This window comes from Flavobacterium ichthyis (genome assembly GCF_009915155.1).
In the GTDB taxonomy this organism is placed as follows: Bacteria; Bacteroidota; Bacteroidia; order Flavobacteriales; family Flavobacteriaceae; genus Flavobacterium; species Flavobacterium ichthyis.
The window spans coordinates 57,941-81,389 of sequence record NZ_JAABLM010000005.1 but is presented as its reverse complement, the minus strand read 5'-3'; the positions used below and the strand labels follow the sequence as shown (position 1 = coordinate 81,389).

Sequence of the window (23,449 nt, the reverse complement as noted above, 5' to 3'; positions counted from 1 at the left end):
TTAGGCATTTTCCCGAAGCTTCAGGACATTTTCCCGCTTTTCGCTTCAATCTTTTTATCTATTACCTCGGATTTTCATCCAGACAATTGACAAAAAGGATTTCCGCTACTCCCGAAATTTCGGGACGGGGTTAATCAAAAACTTCAGGCATTTTTTAATCGCCCGAAACAAAAATTGCACATAAACGATACCTAATAAATAAAACCGCAAAATCATTGTTCCAATCAAAAACTTTGAAACTTTGCAACCCAAAAAAAACAATAAACTGGAATGAAATACAACCCGAACGAAATCGAAAAAAACTGGCAAAAATATTGGGCCGAAAACCAAACTTTTGCCGCAGAAAATAATTCAGATAAACCAAAATATTATGTTTTGGACATGTTTCCGTATCCATCAGGAGCTGGATTACACGTTGGTCATCCGTTGGGTTACATCGCCTCAGACATTGTGGCAAGATACAAACGTCACCAAGGTTTTAACGTATTGCATCCGCAAGGTTATGACAGTTTCGGACTTCCGGCAGAACAATACGCCATTCAAACTGGGCAACATCCCGAAAAAACCACCAAAGAAAATATCGCACGTTACCGCGAACAATTGGACAAAATCGGTTTTTCTTTTGATTGGAGCCGTGAAGTGCGAACCTCAAGTCCCGAATATTACAAATGGACCCAATGGATTTTCATCCAATTGTTTAATTCTTGGTACGATAAAGATGCCAATCAAGCCCGCGATATCAAAACCCTGATCATGAATTTCGAAGAACACGGTAATGCTAAAGTCAATGCCGTTTCAGACGATAATATCCCAGAATTTTCCGCCGAAGATTGGAAATCTTTTTCAACTGAAGAACAACAAGAAATTCTCCTAAAATACAGATTAACTTACCTTGCCGAAACCGAAGTGAATTGGTGTCCGGCTTTAGGAACTGTTTTGGCAAACGACGAAATTGTAAACGGCGTTTCAGAACGTGGAGGACATCCCGTAATTCGTAAAAAAATGACGCAATGGAGCATGAGAATTTCCGCTTATGCCGAAAGATTGTTGCAAGGTTTGGATACCATCGATTGGACCGAATCGTTGAAAGAAAGCCAACGCAATTGGATTGGGAAATCTACCGGAGCTTCGGTAACTTTTAAAGTAAAAGATTCCGCCGAAGAACGTGACACTGTAGATTATATTCTTTCTGGAGATGATACAAACGAATATACCATTGAAGTTTTTACCACAAGACCAGATACTATTTTTGGGGTAACCTTTGTGACTTTGGCACCAGAACATGATTTGGTTTCAAAAATCACCACACCAGAACAAAAACAAGCCGTGGAAGCCTATATTGAAGCAACTGCCAAACGTAGCGAACGTGAAAGAATGGCAGATGTCAAAACCATTTCGGGCGTTTTTACCGGAGCTTATGCTGAACATCCGTTTACCAAAGAAGCCATTCCGGTTTGGATTGGTGATTACGTTCTCTCAGGTTACGGAACTGGAGCCGTGATGGCAGTTCCTTGTGGCGACGAACGGGATTACGCTTTCGCCAAACATTTTAACATCGAAATCAAAAATATTTTTGATGATGTTGATATTTCTAAAGAAGCATTTACCTCAAAAGATAACGTAAAAATCGCCAATTCCGATTTTTTAAACGGATTAAATTATAAAGAAGCGACCAAAAAAGCCATTGAAGCTTTGGAAGAAATTGGGCAAGGAAAAGGAAAAACGAACTACCGTTTGCGTGATGCGGTTTTTTCCCGCCAAAGATATTGGGGCGAACCGTTCCCGGTTTACTACGTAAATGGCTTGCCACAAATGATTGATCCGCAACATTTGCCAATTCGCCTTCCGGAAGTAGAAAAATATTTGCCAACAGAAGACGGACAACCGCCTTTAGGAAACGCAACAGAATGGGCTTGGGATAGTAGTGAGAATAGAGTAGTGAGTAATGAGTTGATTGACGATAAAACTATTTTTCCTCTTGAACTCAACACCATGCCAGGTTGGGCTGGAAGTTCGTGGTATTGGTTGCGTTATATGGACGCTCATAACGAAAACGACTTTGTTTCAGACGAAGCACAAAATTATTGGCAGAATGTCGATTTGTATATAGGAGGAAGCGAACACGCTACCGGCCATTTGCTATATTCTCGTTTCTGGAACAAATTTTTAAAGGACAGAGGTTTTGTCAACCAAGAAGAACCGTTTAAAAAGTTGATTAATCAGGGGATGATTTTGGGGATGAGTGCAAAATTATTCAAAGCTCGAGCTTACATAGGTACGTCAAAAAAGCGAACATATGATAGGGAATTATTGTATGCATTGTTTGACAATGAAGGAATTTTTTATATTTCAACAAATTACTTTCAAGATAATTTTGAAAAAATAGAAGAGAATACCTACACTTATAAATCTTTTGACATCAAAACTCGAATCAATGATATTCGCACTTACTTTGAGAATCAACCTGTCCAAAGTTCTCAAATAATGAATTCGATAGACGATAATGATTTTAATTTATATTTAGAAGTTTATCGTCCATATGTCGATATATCGCAATTAAAAAATGGTTCAGAAACTGAGCTGGATATCAAAAAATATGTAAATTATTGCGAAACAATTAGTACAAGTAATATTTTGCATGAGATATGGATTGATGATAACGGGAATTTGTATAATTGTCAAGACCCTGAATTATTTAACGCTAAATTTATCGTTTCTAGAGAGGTGGACAAGATGTCCAAATCAAAATTAAATGTTATTAATCCAAATTTAATTTGCGAAGAATATGGAGCGGATACTTTACGTTTATACGAAATGTTCTTGGGTCCGTTAGAACAAGCAAAACCTTGGAATACTGCTGGAATTACAGGTGTTTTTGGTTTCTTGAAAAAATTGTGGAAATTGTATTTTGACGATAATGGCTTGATTGTAAACTCTAATCCAGCAAAACCAGAATCGCTCAAAACCTTGCACAAAACCATCAAAAAAGTGCAAGAAGATATTGAGAATTTTTCTTTCAACACATCGGTAAGTTCGTTTATGATTGCCGTAAATGAATTAACCGCGCAAAATTGCCACGAACGTTCCGTGTTAGAACCGTTGGCCATTTTGATTTCGCCTTATGCACCACACATCGCCGAAGAATTATGGAAGCAATTGGGTCATACCGAAAGTATTTCAACCGTGCCTTTCCCACGATTCAATCCGGAATTTTTGGTGGAAAGTAACAAAGATTATCCGGTTTCGTTTAACGGAAAAATGCGTTTTACCATCAATTTGCCTTTGGATTTAACCGTTCAAGAAATTGAAAAAATCGTCATGGAAGATGAAAGAACCCAAAAACAGCTCAACGGAGTTGCTCCAAAAAAAGTGATTATCGTTCCAGGGAAAATCATCAATTTGGTGGGATAGTTTTCTGCCACGAATTCACGAATATAAATAATTGTGAATTCGTGGTAAAAGTTACCGCCACAGATTTACATGATTCTCACAGATTAGAAAAATCAAAAATCCCATAATCTGTGGCGAAAAAAACAAAAAAATAATTCGAGAATTCATAGTAAAAAACGCTACGTAAAATTTAAGGCAAAATTAACACTGACATATCTTCACACAAAAAAAAACCTTGCTAAATTGGCGAGGTTTTTGCTTTTACAAAAACAAAGAATTTTATATTTTTCAATCATCAAATCTTTAAATTAAAAAAAAATGATAGGTTATTATATTCTCATCGGAGTTATCGCCTTAGTAAGTTGGGCTGTTAGCGCCAAACTTCAGAGCAAATTTGAACATTATTCAAAAGTCCATCTCCGCAACGGTATGAGTGGTGCCGAAATCGCCGAAAAAATGTTAGCAGACCACGGAATTTCAGACGTTCGCGTGATTTCCACTTCCGGTCGATTAACGGATCATTACAATCCCACCGACAAAACCGTAAATTTAAGCGAAGCCGTTTACAACCAAAGAAATGCCGCTGCAGCAGCCGTTGCCGCTCACGAAGTAGGCCATGCCGTTCAGCACGCACAAGCTTACAGTTGGTTAACGATGCGATCTAAAATGGTTCCGATGGTAAATGTAGCCGCGCCAATTTCTCAATGGTTAATTATTATTGGTTTGGTTTTAGGAGCTGCAGCCGGATTTGGAGCTGGATTTTACGTTGCAATCGCCGGACTTGTTTTAATGACCATCGCCACGCTTTTCAGTGTCATCACGCTTCCTGTGGAATACGACGCGTCCAACCGCGCTTTGGCTTGGCTAAAAAATAAAAATATGGTAAGCCAGCAAGAATATGCTGGTGCCGAAGATTCCCTAAAATGGGCCGCAAGAACCTACCTTGTTGCCGCAATCGGAGCCATCGCTTCACTTCTTTATTGGGCTTTGCAGGTTTTCGGCGGTAGAAGGGATTAATTTTTAACTGTAATTTACAACCTATAAACCTACAAGATTTTCAAAATTTTGTAGGTTTTTTTTATTTTTTTGGAGCCAATCGTTCCTGCATTTTTTAAACGAAGTTCCCGCTGTACATTTCAATCTTTTCTTTTTTAAGAAAAAAAAGAAAAGGATTTCCATTTCCATCGGGGCTAACAGACAGGTGAGGGCATTTTGAAGCAATGGTCAGAAAAGAAATCCCAATGTTGCAATCTCCAAATTCCAAATCAATGAACTCCTAATTTTAAACTCCAAACTTCCAACTCATAACTGGATTTGCCTTTCAATTTGAGTATCCAGCGAAATAAAAGTTTCCGTTCGGGAAACACCTTCAATCGTTTGGATTTTAGTATTGAGCAACTGCATGAGGTGTTCGTTGTCACGGCAAATTATTTTTATCAAAATAGACCAGTTTCCTGTGGTGTAATGACATTCCAGCACTTCAGGAATTTTTTTTAGGTCGCGAACCGCTTCTAAGTTTTTGGCAGCTTTGTCCAAATAAATTCCTACAAACGCCATAGTTTTGTAACCCAAAACCTTCGGGTCTACTACAAATTTTGATCCTGAAATCACACCAGATTGTTCAAGCTTTCGCAACCGTTGATGAATTGCTGCCCCCGAAATTCCAACTTTGTTGGCAATTTGTAAAATTGGTTTTCGGGCATCAGCCATTAGTTCTCTCAAAATTTCTTTATCGATTCCGTCAATTTCAATTTGTAAGCTGTTTAATTTCATTGCCTAAAATTTTAAACCAAATATAGTGATTTTAGGGTAATTTTTAAATGAATTTTAGGATAGCAGTTAACCATGATAAACCCGCGATGCAATAATTTTTCCATCTTTTATTTCCAAAACTTCAGCCACAAGCATTTCATCTTCGCCCTCCACCATTCTCACATATTCCATAAAAACCCTGTCGCCATTGGCGGTTAATGAAGTTACTTTGTAATGTAATGATGGTAATCTTTCAAAAGCATCTTGCCACCAATTGCGCAACGCATTTTTGCCTTCAACTAAACCATTAGTTTCCGGATGCCGAATTTTTAATTTCGGACTGTAATGTTTCGCATCTTCATCATATAATGATAAAAGTTGCTCAAGATTATGATTGTTAAAAGCGTCAAACCAGCGAAAAGCCACAGCTCGTAAAGCATCTGATGTCATTTTGTTTTTTTAATATTAAATAAAACCGCAGAGTACAAATTTAATTTTGTTACCCTACGGTTCACTGTTTTTTTTATATTTTGTTCCTAAAAAACTAAATATTTTTAAGGTTAATAACCTCTTGATCCGTTAAAAAACGCCAATTTCCACGAGGCAAATTTTTCTTCGTTAATCCAGCAAAAGACACGCGGTCAATACGTAAAACATCATAACCAAAGTTCTCAAAAATATTGCGAACTACCTTTACATTTGCTGTCTTCAAAGACAATCCAATTTCCGTTTTCGGTTGGTCATCTATGTAAGAAATTTCTTCAACACGTAAAAAATGATCTTCCATTTTCACGCCTTTTGAAATTTTTTCTAAATCTTCGTATTTCAGATTTTTATCCAAAGACACCTGATAAATCTTCGTAGAACGTTGCGTGCCCGCCGAAAATTTCCGAATCATGTCGTTGTCATTCGTAAACAAAAGTAAGCCAGTTGTGTTTTTGTCCATCCGGCCAACCGGTTTAATTTTCGCATTTGTCGCGTTTCGCACCAGCTCATAAACGTTACGGTGTTCAAAACCTTCGTCCATAGCAGTTGTAAAATTTTTAGGCTTATTCAGCAAAATATATTCCTTCTTTTCCGGACTCAAAATCGCCCCGTCAAAGTTCACCTCATCGCCCAATTTCACCTTGTAACCCAACTCCGTTACCGGAATTCCGTTCACTTTGACATTCCCCGATTGAATGTAAATATCCGCATCTCTTCGTGAGCAAACGCCCGAATTTGCTATGTATTTATTCAAACGAATCTCGTCTTGATCTTTTTTTACCGCCTGTTTTTTAGGAGTATTTTCAGCCTCGTTTTTCGCTTTAGATTTTTGCGAACGCTTCGCCATTGGCGGTTTCGATTTGTCAAAATTTTTCCCGCCGCTACGGTTTGAGGAACCTTTTTTTCCTCCGTCATTCTTGTTCATCACGCTAAATTTGTGCAAAGATACACATTTGAAATTTCATATTTTCAGATAATTTTTTAGGAGCGAATGGCTTAGGCAAATTCCAAATCCATGTTCCCGCTTTACGCTTCAATCTTTTTATCAATTGCCCCCAGATTAAAATCCGAGGCAATCGATAAAAAGAATTTCCGCTTCAATCGGGGCTATTTGAGAAAATTTGTTTTGTATCTAGAAACTTTTTTACAAATGTGCCAACAGCACTTTTTTCCCATGCCATAAAACCGCTGGATCAATCAAAATGATACAAAAAACACCTGCTACAATCAGCATTTTCAATACATTATGCAACAATAAAAAATCGGGTTTTGCAACTGATATCCATAGTTTTATCGACACAAAAATTAAGGCAATCAAACACGCATAAAAATAAATCACCATATAACCTACTTCGTAAATATCTACCAATAAATAAACCGGAAAAATGGTCAAAATGCTCAAAACCGTAATGGCAATTTTCGAAGTTTTTTCGCCATAAACCACCGGAACGGTTTTGTAATCGGTTACAAAATCGCCCTTCATGTTTTCAAGATCTTTAATCATTTCACGTATTAAAATAATTAAAAATAAAAATCCGGCGTGACTAAAAATAATGCCTAATTTCTGCCAATCGTATTCTTCATATTGTCCTTTAAAAAAATACAGCAGGATTCCGAAAAACGGAAAAATAGCCAACAAAGCTGCGGTCAAATTTCCAATAATCGGATATTTTTTTAATTTATGCGAATAAAACCAAATCAAAAAAATATACACCGAATAAAAAACGCTCACACGCCACGATACAAAATATGCCAGGAAAACAGCGAGAAAATTCAGTGAAAAATAAACGTAAAGTTTGGTTTTTTGACTTACCAATCTGTCCAACATTGATTTATTGGGGCGGTTGATGAGGTCTTTTTGAGCATCGTAAAAATTATTGATAATATATCCCGAAGCAATGCAAAAACTCGAAACCAAAACCAGAATAAACAAGTTTAAATCGAGAATCACATCTAAAGCACGAGCATTTTCGGGCGTTAAAATAAATACCGCCGAAAGGTATTGCGCCAAAACAATAATGGGAATATTGTAGCCTCTTACCACAGAAAACAAACTGATAATTTTCATTACGAGAAGTTTGTTTTTTCTGCTTAGCATTTTTTTGGGGTAAAAGGTTTTAGGTAATAAGAATTTGCCGTTGAAGTTGAAACGTAACTCTTTTTACTTTGTGAATTCCGACTTAAAGACTTTCATCTAAAATTGATATACGACTTCCAACTTATAATCTTTCAAAGCTTCTTTGGCTTTTTGCAAATCGCGAGTAAATCCTAAAATATAACCGCCACCACCAGAGCCACAAAGTTTCAAATAATAGTCATTAGAGTCGATTCCTTTTTGCCAAATACCGTGAAATTGCTCGGGAATCATTGGCTTGAAATTATTTAAAACCACTTTAGACAATTTTTTGGTGTTCGAAAGTAAGCCTTTGATGTCGCCATGCAAAAAGTTGTCGATGCTGGCGTCTGTATATTTCACAAATTGATTTTTTACCATTGTACGGAAACCTTTGTCTTTCAGGCTTTCCATGAAAAGTTGCACCATTGGAGCGGTTTCTTTCACTTTCCCCGAATCTAATAAAAATACAGCTCCTTTTCCGTCTAAAGTTTGTGTAGGGATTCCGGTAGCTTCAATATTATCGTGAGAATTGATTAAAATGGGGATGCTCAAATAGCTGTTTAACGGGTCTAAACCTGAACTTGTTCCGTGGAAAAAGGATTCCATCTTAGAGAAAATCTGCTTCAGTTTCAGCAATTTTTCTCGGGTTAAATTTTCTAAAACCGTGATTTTATTTTCGGCATATTGATCATAAATAGCAGCTACCAAAGCGCCACTACTTCCAATTCCGTAACCTTGCGGAATGCTGGAATCAAAATACATTCCGGCATCAATATTTTGTTTTAAAGTAGCAATGTCAAACCTCACCAAATCCGGATTTTCTTGTTGCATTTGGTCCAAATAATCCACAAAATGTTTCAAACTTTCGTTGGATTTTTTGGCTTCGTCAGAAAGAATATCTTCGACTTTTAATCCGCCATTGAAAAAATTGTAAGGAATGGCCAAACCTCGAGAACCTCTGTTAATGGCGTGTTCTCCGAAGAGTAATATTTTGGAGTAAAATAACGGTCCTTTCATATTTATTTGATGTCTTTCTTAATTTTGTTTGGGTTTTGTCTGGTGTCGAATATTGAAATAATTTCTAGTTGGATTGAATTTATAAAGAAAAGTTGCTTTCTTTGATACAACACACTTATGAATTTTTTTGCCCTCTAGTGCTAAAGGCATATTTCTGCATTTATTGAAGCAACAACGACTGAATCACGAAATTTTTTCATAAAATCAACTCTCGCATTTACAGAAAATTTAGTCTCGATATAAAATGATATTTCTGTAAGATTTTTTTGAGCCTTTTTTGAAATTATTATTTGACGGGTCATTTGAGAAATTGTTCCATAAATGAGTGAAATTTAACATAATCTCCATTCTCAATATCGCGTTCTCCTTCCTCAATCTCCGCTTTTTGCGCATCACTCAATTCGTCCCACCAATCTTTTTTTTCTTTTTGAAAAATCTTTTTGATGGATTCAATCACAGCAAAATCATTAGTGTCTGCAAGCTTTTTGATGAGCTCTAATTTTTCCAACTGAATATCCATAATCCAAATTTTTATTAAAGATACAAAAATTATAATTGCTTGGCACCAAAACCAATTTCGTCACAAATATATTGCGAGTTTTGGCAATAGCCAACTAATTCAGCCTTAATAAATTCCAAAACTTTTTCGCGAACGTTTTCGGGATATAAAACGTGAACATTCGCACCAGCATCAAGGGTAAAACAAACCGGAATTTCGGTTTTATTTCTAAATTTCCAAATCTTGTTGATAATTTCCAAAGTGTTGGGTTTCATCAAAATAAAATACGGCATCGAAGTCATCATCATCGCATGCAAAGTCAAAGCTTCGCTTTCTACAATAGCAATAAATTCTGATAAATTTCCGGATTGAAGTATTGTTTTTATTTTTGACAAATTTTCGTGCGCTTGCGCAAAACGGCGATTTGCAAACGGATGGTCGTGCATCAGATCGTGACCAACGGTGCTCGAAACTTGTTTTTCGCCTTTGTCAACAAGCAAAATCGTGTCTTGATAATTATTGAAATTCTCGTGAATAGTTTCAGGAAATTCCACTCCAAATAAATCCGAAGCATTTTCAAATGAAGCATTTTCGCCCCAAATTACTACATTTCCTTTCACACTTCGGCAAGCACTTCCAGAACCTAATCGCGCTAAAAATGACGCTTTTTGGAAAAAATATTCATCGGACATTTCAGTCCCGCCACTTCGGGAAAGCATTTTCTCCAAACTCATCAAATTCATCGCCAAAGCAGACATTCCCGAAGCCGAGGATGCAATTCCAGAACTATGCGGAAAGGTATTTTCGGTATTGATGGTAAAATGATATTCTTTTAAAAAAGGCAAATATTTCTCGATTCTTTCAAAAAACTTCTGAATTTTCGGTTTGAAATCTTCTTTTGGTTTTCCTTCAAAAAATAAATCAAACGAAAAATGTTCCGACGGCTCTTTCTTGTAAAAATCTAAAGAGGTAATCGTTTTGCAATGGTTTAGCGTAAAACTAATCGACGGATTTGCGGGAATCTGGTTGGATTTTTTTCCCCAATATTTCACTAACGCAATGTTACTTGGAGCGCTCCATTTTACCGAACCTTTTTCAACCCAATTTGCATAATTGTCCGGAATAAAATCCTGTTCAAGAATCATAAAAAATATTTTTTGGCAAAGATACTTTATTTAACTTCAAGTTTCTTACAGGTTGGAGTAAGCAATGGAAAAAATAAATTGTATTTTTGGTAAAAAAGAAGATGAATAAATATACACGAATATTGGTTTTGGTGGCAACTTGTTTGGTTGTGGCGTATTTCTCGAGTTTGGTAACCCAGGAAAGCGTGAATACATGGTACAAAACCATCGAAAAACCAAGTTTCAATCCGCCAAATTGGATTTTTGCTCCCGTTTGGAGTACGTTGTATGTGATGATGGGAATTGCCGCTGGTTTAGTTTGGCATCAAATTAATTCACCCAAACGGGAAGAGGTTAAACGCGCCATGTTATTTTTTGCAATACAATTAGGGCTGAATGCCTTGTGGTCTTACCTTTTTTTCGGTTTAAAAAATCCGCTTTTGGCTTTAATTGAAATTATTTTGCTCTGGTTGATGATTTACGAAACCTACCATAAATTTTCAAAAATCAATAAATTTTCGGGTTATTTGTTCATTCCTTATTTGCTTTGGGTAAGTTTTGCAACAGTTTTGAACGCCAGTATCTGGTGGTTGAATCGGTGATTTAAGATTTCAGATTTAGAAATTTATTTTTTGCCACTGATTAAAGGATTAAAATGATTTGGACTTGAAAAAAATCTGTGTAAATTGTCGAAATCTGTGGCAAAAACTCAAATAGCATTCGCTACAATAAATCCGCTTGTCCACGCATTTTGGAAATTAAAACCTCCTGTAATGGCGTCGATGTTGACAATTTCTCCTGCAAAAAATAAATTTTCGTGGAGTTTGCTTTCCATCGTTTTGAAGTTGATTTCTTTTAAATCAATTCCGCCGGCGGTGACAAATTCTTCTTTAAAAGTGCTTTTTCCGTTCACCTGAAATTGCGCATTGGTCAATTGATTTGCCAAGTTTTGCAGTTGGTTTTTGGTCAAATCTGCCCATTTTGCATCGTCAGCAATTTGCGAAGCCAAAACCAAACTTTCCCACAAACGGTTGGTGATTTCAAACGGCGATTTTTTGGAAACCGTTTTTTTCGAATGTTCCAATTTCAATTCTTTCAACATCGCTTCGGCATCGCCAGTTTCCACATCGTTTAGCCAATTCACAAAGATGGTAAATTGATAATTTTTTTCGGCCAAAATTCTCGCTCCCCAAGCCGATAATTTCAAGATTGCCGGACCACTCATTCCCCAATGCGTGATAAGCAAAGGTCCGTTTGAAGTCAATTTTGCATCTTTCACTTTAACCGAAACTTGTGCCGAAACTCCAGGAAGATTTTTAATCCGCGGATCTTTAATATTAAATGTAAAAAGCGACGGAACCGGATTCACAATTTTATGCCCGAAGTTTTCCAGCATTTCCCAAATTTTTGGATTGCTTCCGGTGGCCAAAATTAATTTTTCACAGAAATATTGTGCGTTTTGCGTGTCGATTTTCCAGAAAAAATTGTCAGCGTTTTCAGATTTATAGACTGATTGCACGCTTTGTCCAGTCAAAACTTCAATCCCTAATTTTTTTGTTGCTGAAACAAAACAATCGATAATCGTTTGCGAAGAATCTGTTACGGGAAACATCCTGCCATCATCTTCAATTTTAAGTTCAACACCATGTTTTTCAAACCATTCAATTGTGTCGCCAGAGCAAAACTGATGGAAAGGACCGCGAAGTTCTTTTTCACCACGTGGATAAAATTTCACCAATTCGTTGGGTTCAAAACAAGCGTGAGTGACATTACATCTTCCGCCACCAGAAATTTTTACTTTGGTCAAAACTTCCTTGCCACGCTCCAAAATGGCGATTTTTAGTTTCGGATTTTTCTCGGCAATATTGATGGTCGAAAAAAATCCGGCAGCACCACCGCCAATAATAATTACGTCAAAATGTTTGCTCATATTCTGTCGGGAAAATCTGTGATGATTGCGGTTATATTTTGTTTTTTCAGGGTCTCAATATCGTTGATTTCATTAACCGTCCAAGTGAAAATTTCAAAATTTTCGTCCGTGATTTTTTTGATATTTTCTGGCGTGAGCAACGTGTAATTTGGATGTATGGCTTTCGCCAAAATTTCTCGTGCCACTTCTATAGCGGTTTCCAAATCGTCTTCAGTTAGAACGCCGAGATTTAGTTGAGAATTTAAACGGAATATTTCTCGTAATTCGTCATAATCAAAACTCGAAATTAAAAAATCATCATTTGAAAATTGATGGTTGGTGATTGTATTTTTAATAATTTTTAAAACGGGTTCAGCGGTGTTTTTTCCTTTTAACTCAATGTTGATGAGTTTTCCGGGAGGTACAATTTCTACAACTTCTTGTAATGTTGGGATTTGAAATTGATTTTCTACTTTAAGTTTTTTTAAATCTTCTAAAGAAATTTCGCTTACCAATCCGGTTCCGTTTGTAGTACGATCAACTGTGAAATCGTGCATGACCACCACTTCTCCGGTTTTGCAAAGGTGAACGTCAAGCTCAATTCCGTCAGCATTTTGTAAAAAAGCTTTGAGAAAGGAGGGAAGTGTGTTTTCTGGCAAATGTCCTTTGGCGCCGCGATGTCCAATGTTGAGTGTTTTTTTCAAGAGAAGATTTTTGGCAAAATTACGGTTTTATTTTTTTGTTTTTGATTTGCTTTTTGGTCACAGATTCAATGATTTGTAGAGATTTTGACAAGGCTAGAAATGGAGATTAAAAGAAGCCTGAAGATTGTCCTAAAGTTTTGGTATAGCCCCGACAGAAGTGGTATCCTTTTCTTTTTTTAACCAAAAAAAGAAAAGATTAAACGGATGGCGGGAATATGGCTTATTTTTTAGCCAGAAGATTGGCTCCAAAAAAAAATCCCGGTTTTTGACACCGGGAAGTTGATTAGTTTTGAACGAATTTAATGGTTTTTTGTTTGCCGTTATTGAAAATTGTGGCGATAAAAATTCCGGGTTGAAGGTCAATTTTTTGTTGCACGGTTTCGGATAAGTTATTGATTTCAATGGTTTTGACTTTCGAACCGTTGAGGGCGAAAATTTCTATTTTAGATTTTCCGGCTAAATTGGTCGTGATTTCACCGTTAGCAATTTGGAAAATATTCTTGTTGCTGAAATTTTTTGTGGATAAAAAAACGGCTGGCGTCATGCCGTAATCTGAGCCTTTTAAATCAGCGGATTGGCGGTCTCCTGCTGCGTTTCTTATCAGGAAGTAATAATCATTTACGGTAGTTCCTGATGGTATTGGTGCAAAATTTGAGGTGGTTTCTTCAATGTAATTTCGGGTAGCGATGTTGAGGTTTGCCACGTAAGCATTGGCGGTTGCGTCCCAAATTAGTGGCGTTAAGGTTGCAAGATTTGTCCAATCGTCGTGGAAATCCCAAGTGGCGGCATCGCCATCAGTTTCGAGTCCGGAATAAAGGTATAAGTTAGGATCCGAGAGTGGATCGAAAAGTGTGTAATCTCCGGCAGAACCGTATGTTACGGTGATGTTTCCGGTGTTGATGTTGAACGGGTTTGGCGAAATCACGATTTGTGAATTGCCAACAAAATTGCCTAATAAAAAGGCGGCAAATAATAATTTTGTTTTCATGGTTTTGATTGTTTTAAGTTATATTTAATTGGTTAAAACCCAATATTGCCAAGGCTTGAAACTGTGTTTTTGGTCTTTTGCAAGCGTTACTTTTTCACGTGTCATATAATTGGTGAAAGTGCCATCGATTGGTGCTGTAAATTCTTGGTCTTTTTGGGATAAATTGGCAATGTACATTACTTTTTTACCTGCTTTTTCTCTTTCGAAAGCGAAGATATTTTCGTCTGCCGAAGTTGTTAAACGTTTGTAGGAAGCCGATTTTTTTCCTCCGTTTAAAGCTTCGTTATTGTTTTTTAAAGCTCCGAGTTTTTCATAAATCGGGAACATTTTTGCCTTTGTTTTTGGGATAGAATCTTTCTCGAAAAATTTCAATCTGCGGTTTAAATCGTATTCCTGACCGGTATAAATCAACGGCATTCCTGGCATCACATAGGTCAAGGCTGTGAAAGCTTCGACGCCGTCGCCCATTCTTTCGTATTCGGTTCCGTTCCAAGAATTTTCGTCGTGGTTGGAGGTAAAATTCATAAAGAAATCGTCTTTTTCATATTCCTTTGCAATTTTTGCCATCAAAGCGTCTAAATCTTTGACGGTTTTTTTGCCTTTAGCGATGTCGTTCATCACGTGATGGGCTTCCCAACCGTAACCCATTTCAAAGAGGCCATCTTTTAAAAGATAGTTTTTGTTGGATTCCATCAGCATAAAAACAGGTTTTACTGTTTTCAATTCGGCGATGGCTTTTGTCCAGAATTCGGCTGGAACATTGTCGGCCACATCACAGCGGAATCCGTCGATATTTTCTTCTTTTACCCAGAAAAGCATTTCGTTTTTCATGGCTTCGTGCAAATCCTTGTTGGCATAATTCAAATGGGCGACATCGGTCCAACCCCAGGATTTTCCGGTTTCGGGATTTATTGGGTCGGTCACTTCGCCTTTGGCATTTTTGTGGTAATATTCAGGATGTTCGGTAATCCATTTGTGGTCCCAACCGGTGTGGTTCGCCACCCAGTCCATGATGACATACATTCCGTTTTCGTGAGCGGTTTTTACCAAATTTCGAAAATCTTCTTTGGTTCCCATATCTGGATTTATGGCTGTATAATCAGAAATTGCATAATAGCTTCCCAAATATTTTGCTTTTTCTTTTGGATCTTTGATTTCAGAAACCAAGCGTCCGTCGGTGGTTTTTCTGTTTTTCATCGAAATCGGGTAAATTGGCATCAGCCAAATGACTTTTACTCCTAATTTTTTTAATTCCGGGATGTCTTTCGTGAAGGCGTTAAAAGTTCCTTCCGGAGAATAGTGACGGATGTTTGCTTCGTAAATTACTGCGTTTTCAGCAATTTCGTTAGAAAATGGTGCAATGGTTTCTGTAGTTGCAACTGTTTTTTCTTCTGTTTTTTTATCGTCTTTGCAGGAGATAAAAGCGGAGAGGGTGATTGCTAATAAGAGTGTTTTTTTCATAATTTCAACATTTATGTTTTTTGAACCATTTAGAATAAAGTCTTGTTGTCATTCCGAGGAACGAGGAATCTCCGTTAAGTATTCACTTTGTGAAGATTCCTCGTTCCTCGGAATGACAATTTTGGGTATTTTTCTATTTCAATTCCAAAACCAAAACCGATTTCCCTTCCAAAGAAATTTCGTTTGAAACATCGACTGATTTTCCAGAAAGCACATCTTTTCCTGATTTGAAATCCTTGATATTTTCTTTGAAACGATTGGTTTTAATGGTTTTCGCTTCCGCGGAATTGTTCATCACGACCATAACGGTTTCTTTTTCATCGTATCTGAAATAGACATACACGTTTTCCTGCGGAATGTAATGCGTCATTTTCCCGAAGTGAACCACTGATTTATTTTTTCTCCATTGGAATAATTTTGAAGTCACATCGAAGAATTTATTCTGCTCTTCGGTTCTTCCTGATTTTGTGAAAGCATTATTTTTGTCGCCATCCCAACCTCCTGGAAAATCCTGACGGATATCGGCATCGCCTTTTCCTTTGTCGCCTGCCATTCCAATTTCGGAACCATAATACAACTGCGGAATGCCACGAACGGTAGCCAATAACGCCATTGCCATTGTGTATTTCTTGATGTCGTTTTTATAAATTTGATTGAAACGTCCCGTGTCGTGATTTTCGGCAAAAATTAGAAGATTATTGACATTTGGATACAAGAAATCGTTCGTGAAATTATCATAAACCTTGATCATTCCATCGTTCCAGCCGTCTTTGTCTTCATTAAAAACGTTTCCGAAAGCATCGTGCAAGGTGAAATCCATCACACTCGGACAATAGGAATTATAACTTTGAATTTCAGCGATTTTGCTGTCTTTTTGCCAATAACTCATTTGGGCTTGGTCGTGCATCCAAACTTCTCCCACAATGTTGAAATAGGGATATTCATCTGTGATGGCTTTGGTCCATTTTGCGATTCCAACCTTGTCGTTATACGAATAGGTATCGACTCTGAAACCATCTAAATCGGCATATTCAATCCACCAAATGGCGTTTTGGGTGATGTAGTTCAGCACCAACGGATTCGATTGATTCAAATCGGGCATTGAGGGAACAAACCAACCGTCCATACAGTTTTTTGCATCAATTGCAGAAGCATTTGGGTCGAATTGTGTCGTCATACGGTAATTCGATTGTGAATAACCTGGAAATTGGTGAACCCAATCATAGGTTGGCAAATCTTTATACATCCAATGTTCGGCACCCCAATGGTTCGTCACATAATCCTTGATTAATTTCATCCCTCGTTTTTTCATTTCTGCCGAAAGGCGAACATAATCTTCATTGGTTCCATAACGTGGGTCGATTTTGTAAACGTCCGATTGACCATAACCGTGGTAGGAATAACCTTTGTCATTATCCTCACAAAGTGGCGTGCTCCAAAGTGCCGTTACTCCTAATTCTGAAAGATAATCTAGGTTTTTGATGATGCCTTCGATGTCTCCGCCGTGACGACCTCCAGGCAAACTTCTGTTGGCTTTTTCGTTGGTTGAAGAATGGCTGTCGTTGTTTGGATTTCCATTGGCAAAACGATCAGGCATAATCAAATACATCATATCCGATGAATCATAACTTTTGCGAAAGCGAGAATTTGGTTTTCTATCTTTTAAAGAATAATTTTTGGTAAAAGCTACCTTGTTTTTGGTTTTAAAAGAAAAAACAAAATCAGACGCCGGAAGGTTTTTAGTGTCGATGGTTACGAAAATGTAGTTAGGATTTTCGGTTTTGACTACGTTTTTGATCACGACATTATCAGAAACCGAAGCTTCATATTGTGCGATATTTTTTCCGTAGAACATAATTTGAAGTTCTGGATTGTGCATTCCGGCATACCAGAAGGGTGGTTCTACTTTATCGATTTGGGCGAAAGTGGAAAAGGATAAAAGTAAAAGTAGGAGTGTTTTTTTCATTGTTGTTGTTTTTTTTCGAGTAATGATACGCGAAGTTTTATCTTATTTATTTTCTCGCAAAGACGCGAAATCGCAAAGTTAAATTCAAAACAAAATTTTGCGTCTCTGCGACTTTGCGAGATAAAAATATTTATACCGTAACCAAAGTATTCGGCTCGACCAAAACTGCTTTTCCATTCACAAAGACAGTAAGCTCTTTCGTTCCTTCCAAATTGAAGTGGGTTTCATTGGCTTTTACAGAAACTTGTAAAATTTGGTTTCTGAAGTTGATTTTAAACGAATAACCCGTCCATTGTTCTGGAATTCTTGGTTCGAAATGCAGGGTTTCATTTTTAACACGCATTCCTCCGAAACCTTCGACGATACTCATCCAAGTTCCCGCCATTGAGGTGATGTGCAAACCTTCCTCAACTTCTTTGTTGTAATCATCCAAATCCAATCGGGATGTTCTTAAATAGAAAGTATAAGCTTGTTCCATTCTTCCCAAAACCGAAGCCTGAATCGAATGAACACAAGGTGAAAGCGAGCTTTCGTGAACCGTAAATGGTTCGTAAAAATCAAAATGTTTTTCCAATTGTTCTTTCGAAAAATGGTCTTCGAAGAAATAAAATCCTTGCAGAACATCGGCTTGTTTGATGTATGGCGAACGAAGAATTCTGTCCCAAGACCATTTTTGATTGATTGGTCGTTGGCTTTTATCTAAATCTTTAACTGTGATTAATTCTTTGTCTAAGAAACCATCTTGTTGCAAATAAACGTCGTGTTCTTCTGAAAAAGGAAGGTACATTTTGTCGGCCACTTTTTTCCATTGTGCCATTTCGCCTTTGTCTAAATTTACTTTAGACATAATTCTCGAATGGTCGGAAGCATATTCTTTTTCTACTTTTTCGATTTGTTCCAAAGTGTAATCAATACACCATTTGGCCAAATAATTCGTGTAGAAATTATTATTAACATTGTTTTCATATTCATTCGGACCTGTAACGCCAAGGATTACAAATTGGTCTTTATGAGTTGAAAAAGTGGCTCTTTGGTGCCAAAAACGGGCAATCCCGATTAAAACCTCTAGGCCTTTTTCCGGAATGTAGCTGTAATCTCCCGTGAATCTGAAATAGTTGAAAATCGCAAAGGCAATTGCACCATTTCTATGTATTTCTTCGAACGTAATTTCCCATTCGTTGTGGCATTCTTCACCGTTCATCGTAACCATTGGATACAAAGCGGCACCGTTTGTAAAACCTAATTTACCAGCATTTTCAATGGCTTTATCCAATTGATTGTAACGATAGGTCAATAAATTTCTCGCCACTTGCTGGTCTTTTGTCGCCATATAAAACGGGATGCAATAGGCTTCTGTGTCCCAATAAGTCGAACCGCCATATTTTTCTCCAGTGAAACCTTTCGGACCGATATTTAAACGAGAATCTTTTCCTAAATAAGTTTGGTTCAGTTGAAAAATATTAAAACGAATTCCTTGTTGTGCCTTAACGTCACCATCGATGGTAATGTCTGACATTTCCCAGATTTTTGACCAAGCTCTTTTTTGGTTTTCTAGAAGATTTTCGTAACCAATTTTTAAACCTTCGGTAATTACGTTTTGGGCAGCAGTTTGCGTATTTTCGTGGTTTAAAGAAACTGTGTAGCCTCCTAGTTTTCGGAAAGAAACGGTTTCTGTAATTCCAACTCTAATTTCATATGAAAACTGAATTTTATCAGAAGTTACTTGAACTTCCGAAGGATTTTGCTTTTCTGCAATTCCATTTAATAAAATGGAATTTTGCATAAAGGTTGTAGCTGTAAAATGTGTTTTGAAGGTTCTTGCCGTAACAAAACCTTCGTTTTCTGCATATTTTACCTCAAGTGGTTCCCAGAATTTTTCTTCCCAGTTGGCATCTTCGTTATGAACTCCGGCATCAACATAAGGTTTAAAAATAATCACTGCATCACCGTTTAATGGTGTGATTTCATAATTGATAAGACCCAATTCGTCAATGTCTAGAGAAAGGAAACGGGTAATTTTAGCAGAAATTTCCATTCCGTTTTGCAAAACGGCTTCAAAAGAACGATAGTAAACCCCTTCTTTCATGTTCAGTTCACGCTTGAAATTGGAAACCGATTTACATTTGGCCAAATCAAAATTTTCACCGTTGATTTCGATGTCAATTCCAATCCAGTTTGGAGCGTTTAATACTTTTGCAAAATATTCCGGATAGCCATTTTTCCACCAGCCTACTTTTGTTTTGTCCGGATAGTAAATTCCGGCGATGTAACTTCCTTGAAAGGTTTCGCCAGAATAATGTTCTTCAAAATTAGCACGTTGTCCCATAGCTCCGTTTCCGATGCTGAACAAACTCTCGGATGATTTTACTCTTTCGGCATCAAATCCTTCTTCGATGACGGACCAATTGTTAGGTATGATATAATCTTGGTTCATTGTATTTTTTGTTTAAAGTTTAATGTTTAAAGTGGAAGGTTGCATAACTTGAAACCTTAAACTTTAAACCTCTAACAGTAATTTATTTGATTAATGATTCGATAAATTGCTCATCGATATGTGTAAAATCGGGGAAGATGAATTTCGCTTCGTGCAAAATTGTGGCTTCGCCAATTCCAACACTTGTCATTTTAGCAAAATTTGCGGCTTGAATTCCGGCTACAGAATCTTCAAAAACAATGGCATTTTCCGGTGTGACATTCAAGAGTTGAGCTGCTCGAAGAAAAACTTCTGGATCCGGTTTTGCATTAGTGACATCGTTTCCATCCACAATTGCATCAAAATAACCTATGATGCCTGTTTTTTCTAAGATGGGTCGTGCATTTTTACTGGCAGAACCTAAGGCAATTAGCTGATTATTTTCTTTCAGAAATTTTAAAACCGGAAGAACGCCGCTTAAAATTTCGCTTTCGTCCATATCTACCAAATAGGATAAATAATCTTCATTTTTTTGAACGAGCCATTTGTCTTTGTGCTCTTGATCGGCTTCGATTTTTCCTAATTCAAGGATGATGTCTAGCGAGCGAACCCGACTGACACCTTTTAACTCTTCGTTGTGTTCTGGGGTAAATTCGATACCAAATTGGTTGGCAATTTTTTGCCAAGCGAGATAATGGTATTTGGCGGTGTCAACGATTACACCATCAAGGTCGAATATGAATGCTTTTTTATTCATTAATTGTAATTTTTGTGCTTTCGTGTACACGTAAAGTAAGTAATCCGGCAATTATCATAGAAAATCCACCGATGATTAAGGCGTAAATTGGTTCGTCATTAAAGAATTGTTTGACGATAAATCCTAAAATTGTTGCTGCTACAATCTGAGGAATGACTACAAAGAAATTAAAAACTCCCATGTAATAACCCATTTTTGCTGCTGGAAGTGATCCCGAAAGCAAGGCATAAGGCATTGATAGAATACTAGCCCAAGCGATTCCTACTCCAATCATGGGAAGAAGTAAAACTCCTTTATCTCCAATAAAATAGATGGAAATCAAACCAATTCCACCAGCAACTAGAGCTAACAAATGCGTCATTCTTATACCGACTTTTTTGGCGATTACGGGAAGTAAAAATGCGACAGCTGCAGCAACTCCGTTGTAAACGGTAAATAAAACCGAAACCCAATCGGCTGCATCGTTGTACAGTTTTGAAGTCGTATCGGTAGTTCCAAAAACGTGTCCTGTAACGGCTTGTGTAGTGTAAATCCACATTGAAAATAAAGCAAACCATGAGAAAAATTGCACTAATGCGAGTTTTTTCATTGTGGTTGGCATGTTTTGCAAATCGGTCATAATGATGGTAAAACCATTTTTTAGTTTTTGGGTTCTCATCACAGAACTCATTACAAATAAAAGTCCAATGACAATCAATCCGATAAAGAGAATGTAAAGTTCTTTGGTAAGGCTTTGTTCATAAATATAGTAGGAAACTAACGCTCCAATTATAGTCATGAAAACACCCAAACTCAATTGCTTGTTGATGTTTTTCTTGGTTTCAAAATCCTCCACTTCCACTGTCCCCAACGCTTCCTTTTCCTGTTGTTCAAAAGCATGGAGTTCTTCTGGAGAATATTCTTTTGATTTAAAAACGGTCCATAAAACCGCTAGAAGAAAAACCACTCCACCAATGTAGAATGACCATTTTACAGAATCTGGAATGATTCCTGCTTCAGCAGTGTTACTAACACCAAAAAGATTTGTGAACAAATATGGAAGGAGCGAACCAACAACAGCACCTGTTCCGATAAAGAAACTCTGCATGGCAAAACCAAGGGTTCGTTGTTTTGTTGGCAAATTATCTCCTACGAATGCTCTGAAAGGTTCCATCGAAACGTTGATAGAAGCGTCCATGATCCAGAGGGTTCCGGCAGCAATCCATAATGTTGGTGAATTGGGCATGATGAACAAGGCAATTGAAGAAAGAATCGCCCCAATCAAAAAATAAGGTCTTCTTCTTCCTAATCGTGTCCAAGTTCTGTCACTGAAATAACCAATAATGGGCTGAATTACAAGTCCTGTTACGGGAGCTGCAATCCATAAAATTGGAATTTCATCAACTTTTGCACCAAGGGTTTCAAAAATTCGAGAAGTATTTGCATTTTGCAGAGCAAAACCAAACTGTATTCCTAAGAAACCGAAACTCATGTTCCAAATTTCCCAGAAACTTAATTTACGCTTTTCCATTATCGTAATGATTGTTAATACGATAAGCGTTATTGCTTATCAAACTTAATTTTGTTTTCGAAGTAAAAATTTAAGTGTGATAATGATTGCAAATATATATAGATTTATGATTTACGGTATATGATTTATGATTTTAACATTTTTGAAATGGGCGTTAATATTTTTTTAAATTACTAAAAATCAAATAAATATATAAACTACAACGTTGGCGTAGATTCTCGAATTACAAGATGTGTTTCGATGACTTCGGTTTTGTAATGTTCGTCATCTTCTTGTTCTGCTTCTAAGCGATCGATTAGCATTTTGGCTGCTTTTCCGCCCATTTTAATTCCGTTTTGGGAAACTGTTGTAATGCTTGGCGAAGAATATTTTGAAATGATTCCATCAGTGAATCCGATGATTGAAATATCTTCCGGTACTTTCAAATCGGCTTTTTTTGCAGCTTTAATTGCAGTTACGGCAAAAAGTTCGTTTACCGCAAAAATGGCATCGATTTCGTTATTTGAGATTAACGCTTCAATTTGAAATTCGCAATTGTCGATGTCTTCAATTTTAATAATTAATTCCGGATTTATTTCTATGTTATTGGTTTTTAGAGCTTTGATGTATCCATCGGTTCTCAATTTTCCAACGCTAACATAATCTACAGTTGTGATGAGCGCAATTTTTTTAAAACCGTTATCAATCAAAGACTGAACCGCATCGTAAGCAGCAAGATTGTCGTCTATTATGACTTTGTCGCACAAAATATCGTTGGTCACACGATCAAACATCACCACTGGCATTCCTTGATTAATGACTTCAGTAATGTGGTGAAAATCTTTTTTGTGTTGGGTTTCTTTTGAAAGTGACATGATGAATCCGTCAATGCTTCCGTTGGCCAACATTTCCATGTTAATTACTTCTTTATCAAAAGATTCGTCGGACAAAGTTACAATTACGTTGTAGCCGTTTTCATTGGCCACATGTTCAATCCCGCTAATCACTGTTGCGAAAAAATGATGTACAATTTCAGGGATGATAATGCCGATTGTTTTGGTTTTTTTATTTTTTAAACTTAACGCAATCAGATTAGGTTTATAATTGTATAATTTGGCGAAAGCCTGAACTTTTAGACGTGTATCTTCACTAATTTCTGGACTATCTCGCAACGATTTTGAAACCGTAGAAATGGATACATCTAATTCTTTTGCAATTTGTTTGAGGGTAACTTTTCGGCGCATGGAATCATAAATTTGCCAATAAAGGTAAACTTATTTTTTTGGAATGCAGATTTTTATCCAAAATTTCAATCGTATTCGTAAAGTTTTCAACACGCAAACGTTTTCGGTGGGTGGATTCACGAAAACGTTTTTGT

The 23,449-nt window shown here is 37.0% G+C and carries 19 protein-coding genes; 3 read left to right on the top strand and 16 right to left on the bottom strand.

Annotated features, from left to right (window positions below; genetic code table 11):
- The first annotated feature begins 270 nt into the window (after positions 1–270).
- A complete protein-coding gene (locus GV828_RS05325; protein ID WP_166536447.1) occupies positions 271–3,411 on the top strand; it encodes a leucine--tRNA ligase in 3,141 nt (1,046 codons plus the stop codon).
- A gap of 297 nt (positions 3,412–3,708) precedes the next feature.
- On the top strand, positions 3,709–4,407 hold the full coding sequence (locus tag GV828_RS05320; protein ID WP_166536446.1) for a zinc metallopeptidase: 699 nt from the start codon (positions 3,709–3,711) through the stop codon (positions 4,405–4,407).
- A gap of 285 nt (positions 4,408–4,692) precedes the next feature.
- Here the strand turns inward: GV828_RS05320 and GV828_RS05315 are convergent, their stop codons facing one another.
- The 7 genes from GV828_RS05315 to GV828_RS05285 form a co-directional block, all read right to left on the bottom strand.
- Positions 4,693–5,163, bottom strand: coding sequence for an Lrp/AsnC family transcriptional regulator (locus tag GV828_RS05315; RefSeq protein WP_166536445.1), 471 nt, complete (start codon positions 5,161–5,163; stop codon positions 4,693–4,695).
- A 66-nt stretch (positions 5,164–5,229) separates the two neighbouring features.
- A complete protein-coding gene (locus tag GV828_RS05310) occupies positions 5,230–5,592 on the bottom strand; it encodes a nuclear transport factor 2 family protein (protein ID WP_166536444.1) in 363 nt (120 codons plus the stop codon).
- A gap of 94 nt (positions 5,593–5,686) precedes the next feature.
- Positions 5,687–6,553: a pseudouridine synthase gene (locus GV828_RS05305; protein WP_166536443.1), complete on the bottom strand. Its 867-nt coding sequence runs from the start codon at positions 6,551–6,553 to the stop codon at positions 5,687–5,689.
- 219 nt (positions 6,554–6,772) lie between these two features.
- Positions 6,773–7,726: a geranylgeranylglycerol-phosphate geranylgeranyltransferase gene (locus GV828_RS05300; protein WP_166536442.1), complete on the bottom strand. Its 954-nt coding sequence runs from the start codon at positions 7,724–7,726 to the stop codon at positions 6,773–6,775.
- A gap of 96 nt (positions 7,727–7,822) precedes the next feature.
- Positions 7,823–8,761, bottom strand: a complete 939-nt coding sequence (locus GV828_RS05295) for a mevalonate kinase family protein (RefSeq protein WP_166536441.1) — start codon at positions 8,759–8,761, stop codon at positions 7,823–7,825.
- A gap of 298 nt (positions 8,762–9,059) precedes the next feature.
- A complete protein-coding gene (locus GV828_RS05290; protein ID WP_166536440.1) occupies positions 9,060–9,281 on the bottom strand; it encodes a hypothetical protein in 222 nt (73 codons plus the stop codon).
- Positions 9,282–9,310: 29 nt separating this feature from the next.
- Entirely contained in the window at positions 9,311–10,405 is a 1,095-nt protein-coding gene (locus GV828_RS05285) for a diphosphomevalonate/mevalonate 3,5-bisphosphate decarboxylase family protein (RefSeq protein ID WP_166536439.1), read from the bottom strand.
- A gap of 101 nt (positions 10,406–10,506) precedes the next feature.
- On the opposite strand from GV828_RS05285, the gene GV828_RS05280 reads away from it, so the two are divergent.
- Positions 10,507–10,986, top strand: a complete 480-nt coding sequence (locus tag GV828_RS05280; RefSeq protein ID WP_166536438.1) for a TspO/MBR family protein — start codon at positions 10,507–10,509, stop codon at positions 10,984–10,986.
- Positions 10,987–11,093: 107 nt separating this feature from the next.
- Here GV828_RS05280 and GV828_RS05275 read toward each other — a convergent pair whose 3' ends face one another.
- From GV828_RS05275 to GV828_RS05235, 9 genes are all read right to left on the bottom strand, one after another.
- Positions 11,094–12,314, bottom strand: coding sequence for a BaiN/RdsA family NAD(P)/FAD-dependent oxidoreductase (locus tag GV828_RS05275; RefSeq protein WP_166536437.1), 1,221 nt, complete (start codon positions 12,312–12,314; stop codon positions 11,094–11,096).
- Positions 12,311–12,997: a glycerophosphodiester phosphodiesterase gene (locus GV828_RS05270; protein ID WP_166536436.1), complete on the bottom strand. Its 687-nt coding sequence runs from the start codon at positions 12,995–12,997 to the stop codon at positions 12,311–12,313. The genes GV828_RS05275 and GV828_RS05270 overlap by 4 nt, the downstream gene beginning before the upstream one ends.
- Positions 12,998–13,280: 283 nt before the next feature.
- On the bottom strand, positions 13,281–13,985 hold the full coding sequence (locus GV828_RS05265) for a T9SS type A sorting domain-containing protein (RefSeq protein WP_166536435.1): 705 nt from the start codon (positions 13,983–13,985) through the stop codon (positions 13,281–13,283).
- 24 nt (positions 13,986–14,009) lie between these two features.
- Positions 14,010–15,446 (bottom strand): alpha-amylase family glycosyl hydrolase, encoded by a 1,437-nt coding sequence (locus tag GV828_RS05260; protein ID WP_166536434.1) that lies wholly within the window; start codon positions 15,444–15,446, stop codon positions 14,010–14,012.
- 133 nt (positions 15,447–15,579) lie between these two features.
- Positions 15,580–17,412 carry a glycoside hydrolase family 13 protein gene (locus tag GV828_RS05255; RefSeq protein WP_166536433.1) on the bottom strand — a complete coding sequence of 611 codons (1,833 nt, stop codon included), beginning with the start codon at positions 17,410–17,412 and terminating at the stop codon, positions 15,580–15,582.
- Positions 17,413–17,542: 130 nt separating this feature from the next.
- Positions 17,543–19,846 (bottom strand): glycoside hydrolase family 65 protein, encoded by a 2,304-nt coding sequence (locus GV828_RS05250; RefSeq protein ID WP_166536432.1) that lies wholly within the window; start codon positions 19,844–19,846, stop codon positions 17,543–17,545.
- An 82-nt stretch (positions 19,847–19,928) separates the two neighbouring features.
- Complete coding sequence (gene pgmB, locus GV828_RS05245; protein WP_166536431.1) at positions 19,929–20,582, bottom strand: beta-phosphoglucomutase; 654 nt, start codon at positions 20,580–20,582, stop codon at positions 19,929–19,931.
- Positions 20,575–22,092, bottom strand: coding sequence for an MFS transporter (locus tag GV828_RS05240; RefSeq protein ID WP_166536430.1), 1,518 nt, complete (start codon positions 22,090–22,092; stop codon positions 20,575–20,577). Before GV828_RS05240 ends, pgmB begins: the two co-directional genes overlap by 8 nt.
- Positions 22,093–22,289: 197 nt before the next feature.
- Positions 22,290–23,315 (bottom strand): LacI family DNA-binding transcriptional regulator, encoded by a 1,026-nt coding sequence (locus GV828_RS05235; protein WP_166536429.1) that lies wholly within the window; start codon positions 23,313–23,315, stop codon positions 22,290–22,292.
- Between the last annotated feature and the right edge of the window lie 134 nt (positions 23,316–23,449).

Bases quoted from the DNA above. Each gene is read 5' to 3' on its own strand.
- GV828_RS05235 (WP_166536429.1), bottom strand. From the start codon at position 23,315: ATGCGCCGAAAAGTTACCCTCAAACAAATTGCAAAAGAATTAGATGTA.
- GV828_RS05315 (WP_166536445.1), bottom strand. From the start codon at position 5,163: ATGAAATTAAACAGCTTACAAATTGAAATTGACGGAATCGATAAAGAA.
- GV828_RS05275 (WP_166536437.1), bottom strand. From the start codon at position 12,314: ATGAGCAAACATTTTGACGTAATTATTATTGGCGGTGGTGCTGCCGGA.
- GV828_RS05285 (WP_166536439.1), bottom strand. From the start codon at position 10,405: ATGATTCTTGAACAGGATTTTATTCCGGACAATTATGCAAATTGGGTT.
- GV828_RS05300 (WP_166536442.1), bottom strand. From the start codon at position 7,726: ATGCTAAGCAGAAAAAACAAACTTCTCGTAATGAAAATTATCAGTTTG.
- GV828_RS05265 (WP_166536435.1), bottom strand. From the start codon at position 13,985: ATGAAAACAAAATTATTATTTGCCGCCTTTTTATTAGGCAATTTTGTT.
- GV828_RS05305 (WP_166536443.1), bottom strand. From the start codon at position 6,553: ATGAACAAGAATGACGGAGGAAAAAAAGGTTCCTCAAACCGTAGCGGC.
- GV828_RS05260 (WP_166536434.1), bottom strand. From the start codon at position 15,446: ATGAAAAAAACACTCTTATTAGCAATCACCCTCTCCGCTTTTATCTCC.
- GV828_RS05280 (WP_166536438.1), top strand. From the start codon at position 10,507: ATGAATAAATATACACGAATATTGGTTTTGGTGGCAACTTGTTTGGTT.
- GV828_RS05250 (WP_166536432.1), bottom strand. From the start codon at position 19,846: ATGAACCAAGATTATATCATACCTAACAATTGGTCCGTCATCGAAGAA.
- GV828_RS05290 (WP_166536440.1), bottom strand. From the start codon at position 9,281: ATGGATATTCAGTTGGAAAAATTAGAGCTCATCAAAAAGCTTGCAGAC.
- GV828_RS05325 (WP_166536447.1), top strand. From the start codon at position 271: ATGAAATACAACCCGAACGAAATCGAAAAAAACTGGCAAAAATATTGG.
- GV828_RS05240 (WP_166536430.1), bottom strand. From the start codon at position 22,092: ATGGAAAAGCGTAAATTAAGTTTCTGGGAAATTTGGAACATGAGTTTC.
- GV828_RS05255 (WP_166536433.1), bottom strand. From the start codon at position 17,412: ATGAAAAAAACACTCCTACTTTTACTTTTATCCTTTTCCACTTTCGCC.
- GV828_RS05310 (WP_166536444.1), bottom strand. From the start codon at position 5,592: ATGACATCAGATGCTTTACGAGCTGTGGCTTTTCGCTGGTTTGACGCT.
- GV828_RS05320 (WP_166536446.1), top strand. From the start codon at position 3,709: ATGATAGGTTATTATATTCTCATCGGAGTTATCGCCTTAGTAAGTTGG.
- GV828_RS05295 (WP_166536441.1), bottom strand. From the start codon at position 8,761: ATGAAAGGACCGTTATTTTACTCCAAAATATTACTCTTCGGAGAACAC.
- pgmB (WP_166536431.1), bottom strand. From the start codon at position 20,582: ATGAATAAAAAAGCATTCATATTCGACCTTGATGGTGTAATCGTTGAC.